Annotated in this window: 2 protein-coding genes; both read right to left on the reverse strand. The window is 70.2% G+C overall.

Going from position 1 to position 11,553, the window contains the following annotated elements:
• Positions 1–8,187, reverse strand: an 8,187-nt coding sequence (locus ACQZ2L_RS24970; RefSeq protein ID WP_430328300.1) for an amino acid adenylation domain-containing protein, incomplete at its 3' end; no start/stop codon positions are given.
• On the reverse strand, positions 8,184–11,553 hold a 3,370-nt coding region (locus ACQZ2L_RS24975), incomplete at its 5' end, for an amino acid adenylation domain-containing protein (protein WP_430328301.1). The genes ACQZ2L_RS24975 and ACQZ2L_RS24970, both read right to left, overlap by 4 nt.

Here is an 11,553-nt window from a genome sequence, read left to right on the forward strand (position 1 = left end):
CGCACGACTGTCGTCGAGCATATGGCGCAGGCGCTCGGCTGGGAACTCCGGATCCAGCGGCACGTAAGCACCGCCGGCCTTGAGCACTGCCAGCAAAGCCACCAGCAATTGCGGGGTGCGCTCCAGGCACACGCCCACGCGCACGTCCGGGCCAACGCCGGCCGCTTGCAGGCGGTGGGCCAGTTGGTTGGCGCGGCGGTTCAGCTCGGCGTAGCTGAGCGAACCCTCGCCCTGGTGCACGGCGATTGCTTCAGGCACACGGGCAACCTGCTGCTCGAACTGCGCCACCAGGTCGAACGCGCCGATGCCATGGCCATCGGCAGCACCCGCTGCCAGCAGCTCGGCACGTTCGCCGGCGGTCAGCGACGACACCTGTACCAATGGCAGCCCCGGCTGTTCCAGCAAGGCCTGCAGCAGGTGCAGGAAGTGCCCGGCCAGGCGCTCGACACTGGCCCGCTCGAACAGGTCGCTGGCGTAGTTGAAGGTCAAGCTGAACCCGCCCTCGCCCTGTTGGTCGACGAACAGCCCCAGGTCCACTTGGGCGGTACGCCGTTCCTGCTCAAGGCTGGCCATGCGCAGGCCGGCCAACTGGTCGCCCAGCGCCACATCGTGGCGTTGCAGGCTGAACAGTACCTGGAACAACGGGTTGTGGCTGAGGCTGCGCTCTGGCTGCAGGGCCTCGACCAGTTGCTCGAACGGCAGGTCCTGGTGCGCCTGGGCCGCCAGCACGCTGTCACGCACCTGCTGCAGCAGCGCAGCGAATGGCTGCGCGGTGTCGATGCGGGTACGCAGCACCTGGGTGTTGACGAACAGGCCAATCAGCCCTTCGCACTCGGCGCGCAGGCGGTTGGCCACCGGCACGCCGACGCACAGGTCGTCCTGGCGGGCGTGGCGCTGCAGCAGCACGTTGAAGGCTGCCAGCAACAGCATGAACGGCGTCACCTGCTGCGCCTGGGCCTGGCGCAGCACGCTGGCGGCAAGCGGCGCCGGCAGTTGCAGGCTGAGGTTGGCACCGCGGTGGCTTTGCTGCGCCGGGCGCGGGTGGTCGGCAGGCAGCTCGAGGATGCGTGGTGCATCGCCCAGTTGCGCCTGCCAGTAACCCAGCTGGCGCTCGACCTCGCCGCCGGCCAGCCACTCGCGCTGCCACAGGGCGTAGTCCAGGTACTGGATCGGCAACGCCGCAAGCGTTGCCGGCTGGCCGCTGCATTCGGCGGCGTACAGCTGGCCCAGTTCGCGCACCAGAATCTCCATCGACCAGCCATCGCCAACCATGTGGTGCAGGGTCAGCAGCAGGTGGTGGCGCTGGCGCTCCAGGCGCAACAGTTGGCCCCGCAGCACCGGGCCGTTGACCAGGTCGAACGGTGCCTGGGCCTGCGCCACACGCAGCGCCTGGGCCTGGGCATAGGGGTCGTCGGCGCCGCGCAGGTCGCTGCAGGGCAGCTCGAAGCCGGCCGCCGGCAGCACCCGCTGGTACACCTCGCCGGCTTCGCTGGGGAAGCAGGTGCGCAAGGCTTCGTGACGCGCCAGCAGGCCGCTGAAGGCACGTTGCAGCGCCGCGCGGTCCAGCTCGCCGTCCAGCTCCAGGGCGACCGGCATGTTGTAGGCGTCGCTGTCTGGCTGCAATTGCCAGAGGAACCACATGCGCTGTTGGGCGAACGACAGCGCCGGGCGCGCCGGTCGCTCGCGGCGCTGCGGGCCTGCGGCCAGTTGGCCGCGGCTACGCCCCAGGGCCTGTGCCAAGCCCGCCACGGTCGGGGTGTCGAACACCGCGCGCAGGGCCAGCTCCACGCCGAACACCTCGCGCACCTTGGCCACCACCCGCACCGCCAGCAGCGAGTGGCCGCCCAGTTCGAAGAAGTCATCGTCGCGGCCAACCCGCTCCACCCCAAGCAATACCTGCCAGAGCTGCGCCAGGACGGTTTCGCGCGCGCCTTGCGGGGCGCTGTACTGGCGCGCCTGCCATTGCGGCGCCGGCAGCGCCTTGCGCTCCAGCTTGCCGTTGGGGCTCAGCGGCATCGCCTCCAGGTACACCAAGAGGGCCGGCACCATGTAGTCCGGCAGGTGCTCGCGCACCCCTTCGCGCACCGCGTCCAGCAGCGCCTGCGGCTCGGCCTGGGGGCTATCGCTGGTCAGGTAACCAACCAGCTGCGCGCCACCGGCCTGCTGCCAGGCCACCACCACCGCCTCGCGCACACCGGGTTGCTCGAGCATGCGCGCCTCGATTTCGCCCAGCTCGATGCGCAGGCCGCGCATCTTGACCTGGTGGTCGATGCGCCCGGCGTAGTCGATCACCCCGTCCGGGCGCCAGCGCGCCAGGTCACCGGTGCGGTACATGCGCTCGCCGGGTGCGCCGAACGGGTTGGCGACAAAGCGCTCGGCGGTAAGACCGGCGCGCCCCAGATAGCCGCGGGCCAGGTTGTGCCCGGCGATGTACAGCTCGCCTGCCACGCCCACCGGCACCGGCTGCAACTGGCTGTCGAGGATCATCAGCTGGGTGTTGGCGATTGGCCGACCAATCGGCACGCTGTGCCGGCCCGGCTCGTCGAGGCAGTGCCAGTAGCTGACGTCGATGGCCGCCTCGGTGGGGCCGTACAGGTTGTGCAGCGCGCCGTTGTGCAGCTGCTGGAACTGCTGCTGCAGCTCATGGGGCAAGGCTTCGCCGCTGCACATCACCTGGCGCAGGCTGGTGCAGGCGGCCAGCTCGCCGGCGGCGATGAACGCCTGCAGCATCGAGGGCACGAAGTGCAGCGTGGTGATGGCCTGCTCGACGATCACCTGGCGCAGCCGCGCCGGGTCGCGGTGGGCGCCGGGGGCGGCCATTACCAGGGTGGCGCCGGTGAACCAGGGCCAGAAGAACTCCCACACCGACACGTCGAAGCTGAACGGGGTCTTTTGCAGCACCCGGTCCGCGCCGCCCAGCTGGTACTGGTCCTGCATCCACTGCAGGCGGTTGAGCAGGCCTGCATGGTGGTTGCCCACGCCCTTGGGCCGGCCGGTGGAGCCGGAGGTGTAGATGCAATAGGCCAGGCTCTGCGCCGGGTAGTCAATGGCCGGTGCGTGCTCAGGCATAGCGTCGGTCTGCGCCCAGTCGCGGTCCAGGCACCACACCAGCGCGCTGCTTGCCGGCAGGCGTGCCAGCAGCGCCTGCTGGGTCAGCAGCAACGGCACCTGGCTGTCTTCGAGCATGAACGCCAGGCGCTCGGCCGGGTAGTCCGGGTCCAGCGGCAGGTAGGCGCCGCCGGCCTTGACGATGGCCAGCAGGGCAATGGCCAGCTCCGCTGAACGCTCGGCGAACACCCCCACGCGCACATCACAGCCCACCCCCTGGCTGCGCAGCCAGTGGGCCAGGCGGTTGCTGCGTGCTTCAAGCTCGGCGTAAGTAAAGCGCCGTTCGCCGTCCACTAGGGCGCAGGCCAGCGGCGTGCGCTCGGCTTGCTGGCGAATCAGCTCGGGCAGCATGGGCTGCTGGCTGTAGTCGCGGGCGGTTGCGTTCCAGCCATGCAGCAACTGCTCGCGCTCGCCTTCGGCCAGCAGCGCCAGGCGCTCCAGGGACTCGTCCGGAGCTTGGGCGATGGCCGCCAGCAGGCGCTGAAAGTGCCCGGCCAGGCGCTCGATGGTGGCGTGCTCGAACAGGTCGGTGGCATAGCCAAAGCTGCCCGACAACTGGCCGTCGGCGTGCTCGCGGGTATCGAGCACCAGGTCGAACTGGGTGCTGCGCCGGGCGCTGGGCAGCGGCTCGATGCTGAGCCCCGGCAACGCCAGGTTGTCGACGCCGGCGGTGCGGTCGTGGTTGAACAGTACCTGGAACAGCGGGTTGTGGCTGAGGCTGCGCTGCGGTTGCAGGGCCTCGACCAGTTGTTCGAACGGCAGGTCCTGGTTGGCCTGGGCGTCCAGCACATGGTTGCGCGCCTGGGCCAGCAACTGGTTGAACGAGCCTTCGCCGTCCACTTGCAGGCGCAGTACCTGGGTGTTGACGAAAAAGCCCACCAGGTTTTCGCTTTCCTGCTGCTGGCGCCCGCCAATGGGCAGGCCGATGCGCAGGTCGCGCTGGCCGCTGTAGCGCATCAGCAAGGTGCCGAAGGTCGCCAGCAACAGCATCGACAGCGAGCTGCCACGGGCTTGTGCCAGCTGTTGCAGTTGGCTGGCCAGCCCAGGTGCCACGGCAAAGCCGACGCTGTCGCCGCGCAGGCTTTGCTGCGCCGGGCGCGGGTGGTCCAGGGGCAGTTCCAGCAGCGGGTGTTCATTGCCCAGGTGGGCACGCCAATGGGCCAGCTGGCGCTCGCACTCGCCGCTGGCCAGCCACTGGCGCTGCCACACGGCAAAATCGGCGTACTGCACCGCCAGGGCCGGCAGCGCTGCATCGCGCCCTTCGAGGGCGGCCTGGTAGCAAGTGGCGAACTCGTCCAGCAGCACTTTCACCGACACACCGTCGGCGATGATGTGGTGCAGGGTCAGCACCAGCACATGCTCTTCCCGGGCCAAACGCAGCAGGTTGATGCGCAGCAACGGGCCGCAGGCCAGGTCGAAGGGCGCTGCGCCCTCCTCGGCCAGGCTCTGCACCAGGCGGGCTTCACGCTCGCCGGCCGGCAGTTGCTCAAGGCTGGTTTCGCGCAGGGCCAGCGCGGGGTTGGCCAGCACCTGCTGGCGCACCTGCTCGCCGTCGTCGCTGAATACCGTGCGCAGCGAGGCATGGCGCGCCTGCAATTGCTCGAAGGCCGACCGCAGGGCAGGCACCACCAGCTGGCCGCGCAGGCGCAGGCCACCGCTGATGTTGTAGGCCGTGCTGTGCGGCGCCAACTGCCAAAGGAACCACAGCCGCTGCTGGTTGAACGACAGCGGCGCACCGCCCTCGTGGGCCAGGGCCTGCAACGCCGGGGCACCGCCCGCGTTGCCTGCGACCGCAACGGCCAGCGCCAGGTCACACAGGCGCGGGGTGTCGAACAGCTGGCGTACCGGCACCTCGATGGCCAGGCGCTTTTTCAGCCGCGCCACCACTTGCACCGCCAGCAGCGAATGGCCGCCCAGCTCGAAGAAGTGGTCCAGCGCGCCGACCTGCTGCAGGCCCAGCACCTCGCCCCAGACTTCGGCCAGCAGTCGCTCGTGCTCGCCTTGCGGGGCCTGGTAGCCGTCGTTGTCGCTCTGCCACACCGGCTCCGGCAGCTGGTTGCGGTCCAGCTTGCCGTTGGCGTTGCGCGGCAGCTGGGCCAGCACCATCACCCGGGCCGGCACCATGTAGTCAGGCAGTTGCTCGCGCAGCAGCTGGCGCAGCTCGCTGCCCAGTTGCGGGTCGTCGGCGGCCACGTAGGCCACCAGTTGCTTGCCGCCCACGGTTTCGCGGGCCACCACCAGCGCCTCGCGCACCCGGGCATCGGCGCGCAGGCGTGCCTCGATTTCGCCCGGCTCGATACGAAAACCTCGTACCTTGATCTGGTGGTCGGCGCGACCGAGGTAGTCGATGATGCCGTCGGTGCGCTGGCGCACCAGGTCACCGGTGCGATACAGGCGCCCGCCCGGGGCGCCGAACGGGTCGGCGACAAAGCGCTCGGCGGTCAGGCCCGGGCGCTGGAAGTAACCCCGGGCCAGGCCTTCACCGCCCAGGTACAGCTCGCCGCACACGCCGGTGGGCACCGGGTTGAGGTCACCGTCCAGCACCCACACGCTGCGCGCGCCGACGCGGTCGCCAATCGGCGCGTAGCCGGCCTGGCAGTGGTCGGCGGGGCCGGCTTTCCAGATCATCGGTGTGACCACGGTTTCGGTGGGGCCGTAGCCGTTGATGATCCAGGCCGGGCGCAGCACCTGGCGCACCTGCTCGAAGCTGGCGTGAGGCACCGCGTCGCCACCGAAGCAGTACACCCGTACCGCCGGCACGTCGTCGCGGCCTTCGCCATGCTCGGCGATCTGTTGCAGGTAGGCCGGCGGGAAGGCAGCCACGGTCACGCCGTAGCGGCCCATGGCCTGGTATGTCTGTTCGGGAGTCCACAGGCTGTCGTCACGCAGCACCAGGCTGGCGCCATGGGTCAGGGCGGTGAGCCAGCGCTCGTGGGCACCGTCGAAGGCGAACGACATGAAGTGCAGTTCGCGGTCGGCGGGGGTCATTTCGTAGCGCACGCCGATGGTGCGGCAGTGCATGGCCAGCGGACCGTGGGCCACGGCCACGCCCTTGGGCAGGCCGGTGGAGCCGGAGGTGTAGATCAGGTAGGCCAGGTTGCCGGGGTGCGGCGCCACGGCCGGCGCTTCGGCCGGCCAGGCGCCCAGCTCGAGCAGGTCGAGGTCCAGGCGCTGCACGCTGTCGGGCAAGGCGGCCCGGCGCGGGTCGCGGCTGTCGCCGATCAGCCAGGCAAGGCCTGCATCACGCACCTGATAGGCCAGGCGCTCCTGCGGGTAGTCCAGGTCCAGTGGCACGTAGGCGGCGCCGGCCTTGATCACCGCCAGCAGCGCCACCAGCAACTGCGGCGAGCGCGGCAGGCCGACACCCACCCGCTGCTCGGGGCCGACACCCTGGGCGCACAAGTACTGGGCCAGCTGGTTGGCGCGGCGGTCCAGCTCGGCGAAGCTCAACACCTGCTCGCCACAGCGCACGGCCGGGGCGTCTGGCGTGCGCTGCGCCCAGGCGGCGATCAGCTGGTGCACCAGCGGCTCTTCAGCGGTGATTTCGGGCAATGTATTCCAGGCCTGCAACTGCGCCCAGGCGGCGGGCTCGTGCAGTTCGAAGTCGCACACCCGCGCTTCGGGCTGCGCGGCGATCTGCGCCAGCAAGGCCTCGAAATGCCGGCGCCAGCGCTCGATGCTGGCGGCGCTGAACAGGTCGGTGGCGTAGCTGATTTCGCAGCGCAGGCGGCCGGCGGAGTCTTCGGCGGTGTCCAGAGCCAGGTCGCAGTCCACCGCGCGCATCAGCGGTGCCAGCGACTCCATGGCCACGCCGTCGAGGGTCTGCAGGGCGGCGGTGTCATGCCACTGGTGGTTGTAGATCACCTGAAACAGCGGGTTGTGGCTGAGGCTGCGGTGCGGCGCCAGGGCCTCCACCAGTTGCTCGAAGGGCAGCTCCTGGTGGGCCTGGTCGGCCAACGCGCCCTGACGCACCCGGGCCAGCACGCTGTCGAAGCGCTCGCGGCCATCGAGCTCGGTGCGCATCACCAGGGTATTGACGAAAAAGCCGATCAGGCGCTGGCTCTCGCCGTTGCCACGCCCGGCCACCGGCACGCCGACGCGCAGGTCGGGCTGGCCGGTGTAGCGGTACAGTTGCACCTTGAACGCCGCCAGCAACAGCATGAACAGCGTCGCGCCACGCGCCTGGGCGACCTTGCGCAGGGCACCGGCCAAGGCCTCGGGGATGTCGAAGCACAGCACCGCGCCCTGCCCGCTGGGGCGTGCCGGGCGCTGGCGGTCGACCGGCAGCTCTAGGGTTGGCGCTTCGCCACCCAGGCGCTTGAGCCAGTACTCCAGTTGACGCTCGCCCTCGCCGGCGGCCAGCAGCTTGCGCTGCCAGGCGGCGCAGTCGGCGTATTGCGCGGCCAGCGGCGGCAGCTCGCTGGCCTGGCCACGGCAGTGGGCGTTGTAACCACGGGTGAACTCGTCCACCAGCAGGTTCATCGACCAGCCATCGGCAACGATGTGGTGCACGCCCAGCAGCAGGCGGTGCTCCTCGGCCCCCAGGCGCAGCAGGGTCACCCGCAGCAAGGGGCCGGCGGCCAGGTCGTAGGGGGTCACGGCGCAGGCCATGCCCAGCGCGTCGGCACGCGTCTCGCGCTCTGGCGCTGGCAGCGCGGCCAGGTCTTCGAAGACCACCTCAAGCTCAGCCTTGGGCTCGATCAGCAGTTGCGGCTGGCCTTCCACCTCGTGGAAGCGGCTGCGCAGGTTCTCGTGGCGGGCGACGATGGCGCGCAGGGCTGCGGCCAGCGCCTCGCGGTCCAGCGGCCCGCGCAACTGCACCGCGCGGTGCAGGTTGTAGGTGGGCGCCTGGGGGTCGAGCTTCCAGATGAACCATTGCCGACTCTGCGCCGCCGACAGCGCCAGGGCGCCGTCACGCGGCAGGCTTGGCACCGGCAGGCGGCGCACGTTGACGCCGGCCGCCACCAGTTTGGCCAGGAACAGTTGCTGCTTGTCCTGCGCCAATTGCGCCAGACGTGCGCCGATGGCCTGCAGCTCACGGTCCTGCGCCGCTACCTTGGGGTCGAGGACACTACTCATTCAGCCTGCTCCAGTTCTTCCAGCAAATCGTTCATGAAATCCACTTCCAGCAAGTCGTCAGCGGCCGGGGGCGCGCTTTGCAGGTGTGCTGCAAGGGTACTGACGCTTGAGTGGTCAAAAACTTCATGAAGTGCCAGGTCAACCCCGAGCGCCTCGCGCACGCGCGATACCAAGCGGGTGAGCAGCAGCGAGTGGCCGCCCAGCTCGAAGAAGTCATCCGTGCTGCCGACCCGCTCGAGCCCCAGCACCTCGCACCAGATCGCTGCCAGCTGGCGCTCCAGCTCCGTTGCCGGCTCCACATGCACGCGGGCCTGCCAGTCGGGGGCCGGCAGGGCCTTGCGGTCGAGCTTGCCGTTGGGGGTCAGCGGCATGCGCGCCAACAGCAGCACCTGGGCCGGCGCCATGTAGTCAGGCAACACCTCTTGCAGCGCCTGTTTAAGCTGCACAGCCAATTGCGGCGCGTCGTCCGCCTCGGCGTAACCCACCAGCACCGGGCCGCCCGGGCCCGGGCGCGCCACCACGGCGGCTTCACGCACGCCTGGGCAACGGCGCAGGCAGGCTTCGATTTCGCCAAGCTCGATGCGGTGGCCGCGAATCTTCACCTGCTGGTCGATACGGCCGATGTACTCCAGCGCCTCGCCGCGCCAGCGCACCAGGTCGCCGGTGCGGTACAGACGCTCGCCCGGGGCGCCGAACGGGTCGGCGACAAAGCGCTCGGCGGTCAGGCCCGGGCGACGCTGGTAACCACGGGCCAGGCCCGCGCCGCCGATGTACAGCTCGCCGGCCACACCGTCGGCGGCCGGTTCCAGGGCCTCGTCCAGCACATGCAGCGAGGTGCCGGCGATGGCTTCGCCCAGCAGCACCTGGCTGGCCTGCTGGCCCAGGCGCATGCGCGCCGACCAGATGGTGGTTTCGGTGGGCCCGTACAGGTTCCACAACTCGCCCACCACGCCTTGCAGGCGCGCCGCCAGGTCGCCGGCCAGCGCTTCGCCGCCGCACAGCGCGCGCAGCCCTTGCAGGCTGGCAAAGCGCGGGTGCTCGCTGAGCATGCGCCAGGTCGACGGCGTGGCCTGCACGCAACCCACGCCTTGGGCGACGATGTAGTCGAGCAGGCGCCCGGCATCGCGGGCCATGGCGCGGTCGGCCATGACCACGCTGGCGCCCTGCAACAACGGCAGGTACAGCTCCAGCGCGGCGATGTCGAACGACAGCGAGGTCAGCGCCAACATTTTTTCGCCACAGGCCAGCCCTGGTGCCTCGGCCATGCTCAACAGGAAGTTGGCCAGCGCAGCGTGGCGCACTGCCACGCCCTTGGGCAGGCCGGTGGAGCCGGAGGTGTAGATCACATACGCCAGTTGCTCGGGGTCGATGGCTGGCAAGGCGCTCGTGTCGCCTGCCGGCAGTGCCAGTTGGTCGAGGCACCAGCGCTGCTGGCCGGCAGCGGCTTCAGGCAGTTGCGCCAGCAAGGCGCTGTGGGTCAGCAGCAGCTGCGCGCCGCTGTCCTCGAGCATGTGGCGCAGGCGTTGGGCCGGGAACTCCGGGTCCAGCGGTACATAGGCGGCGCCGGCCTTGAGCACCGCCAGCAGGGCCACCAGCAGTTGCGCGTCGCGCTCCAGGCACACCGCCACCAGGCTGCCGGCGCCCACACCCTGGGCCAGCAGGTGCCGGGCCAGGCGGCTGGAGGCCTGGTCGAGGCTGGCGTAGTCCAGGCTCTGCGCGCCGTCGCTCACCGCGCAAAGCGCGCCATTGCGGCGGGCCTGTTCGGCGAACAGCGCCGGCAGGCTCAGCCCGCTGCCCAAGACCGGCTGTTGCGCGGCGCGGGCCAGGGCCTGGATGCGGGCCTGCGCCGACAACATGGCCAGCTCGCCCAGGCGCCGCTGCGGGTTGCCCGGCAGGCTGCGCAGCAACTGGCCCAGGTGCTCGGTCAGTTGCGCAAGCGTGGCCGCGCTGAAGGCATCGGCGCGGGCTGCCAGGGCCAGTTGCAGGCGCTCGCCGGGGTGCACAGTGAGGGTCAGCGGATAGTGGGTCGACTCGCGCTGGGCCACGCCATCGATACCCAGTTGCTGCATCGCTTGGCTACGCAGGGCGGCATCTACCGGGTAGTTTTCGAACACCAGCAAGGTGTCGAACAGTGACTGCCCGGCACTGCCGGCCCAGCGCTGCACGTCGTACAGCGGTACGTGGGCCAGCTCCTGCAGGGCCAGAGTTTCGCCCTGCAAGGCCTGCAGCCAGTCGCCCAGCACCTGGTGCGGCGCAGGCTCGGCAATCAGCGGCAAGGTGTTGATGAACAGCCCCAGCATGTCGCCGCTGCCGGCCAGCTCTGCCGGGCGCCCCGACAAGGTGGCGCCGCAGCACACCACGCGCTGGCCGCTGTGGCGTTGCAAAAGCAGCAGCCAGGCAGCCTGCACCAGGGTGTTGAGGGTAACCCGCTGGCTGCGAGCGAAGGCGGCCAGGGCCTGGCTATGCGTGGCATCGAGCAGTAGCTCGCAAGCGTGCTGCCCGCTGCCGCCCGCCGCCACCGGCGTATTGCCGGCCAGCAAGGTGGGGGCATCGAGCTGCGCGGTGCGGGCCTTCCAGAAGGTCTCGCCGCGCTGCGGGTCCTGGCGTTGCAGCCAGGCGATGTAGTCGCCGTAGCGGCCGGCCGCAGCCTGCGGGGTTTCGCCCACATAACGGCCGAGCCATTCCTCGATCAGCCGCGCGCTGCTCCAGCCGTCCAGCAGCAGGTGGTGGTAGGTCCACACCAGGCGATGGCGGCCGCTGGCCAGGCGCAGCAGCGCCACCCGTTGCAGGGCCGGCTGGGCGAAGTCGAACGGCAGTGCCCGCTGCTGGCTGGCGAAGGCGTCCAGCGCCTCGCTGCTGCAATCCTGGCCACGCCAGTCGTGCTCCTGCCACAGTTCGGGCACCTGGCGGTAGACCAGTTGCAGCGGCTGCTCCAGGCCGTCCCAGGCGAAGCCGCTGCGCAGGATCGGGTGGCGCGCGATCAGTTGCTGCCAGGCCGCGCGCAGGTGCGCAGGCTCGAGGGCGTCCAGGTCGAAGGCCAGCTGGTTGATGTACTCGCCCTCAGCCGCGCCGCTCAGGCCATGGAACAGCAGGCCTTGTTGCATCGGCGACAGTGGGTAGGCGTCCTCCAGGTCCGCCGGCAGGCGCGCCCGCTCGGCAGCGTTTAGTTGTGCAAGGCCTGTGCTCGGCGCGGTGGCGACGGCGACCGGCTGCCCGACCACCTTGGCCAGGCGGCGGATGGTCTGTTGCTCGAACAGCTCGCGCGGCGTGAATGCCAGGCCAGCTTCGCGGGCACGGGCAACCACCTGTACCGAAACGATCGAGTCACCGCCCAGCTCGAAGAAGTTGTCCTCGGCGCCTACCTGC

The sequence above is a fragment of the Pseudomonas shirazensis genome (assembly GCF_050496565.1).
In the GTDB taxonomy this organism is placed as follows: domain Bacteria; phylum Pseudomonadota; class Gammaproteobacteria; order Pseudomonadales; family Pseudomonadaceae; genus Aquipseudomonas; species Aquipseudomonas shirazensis_A.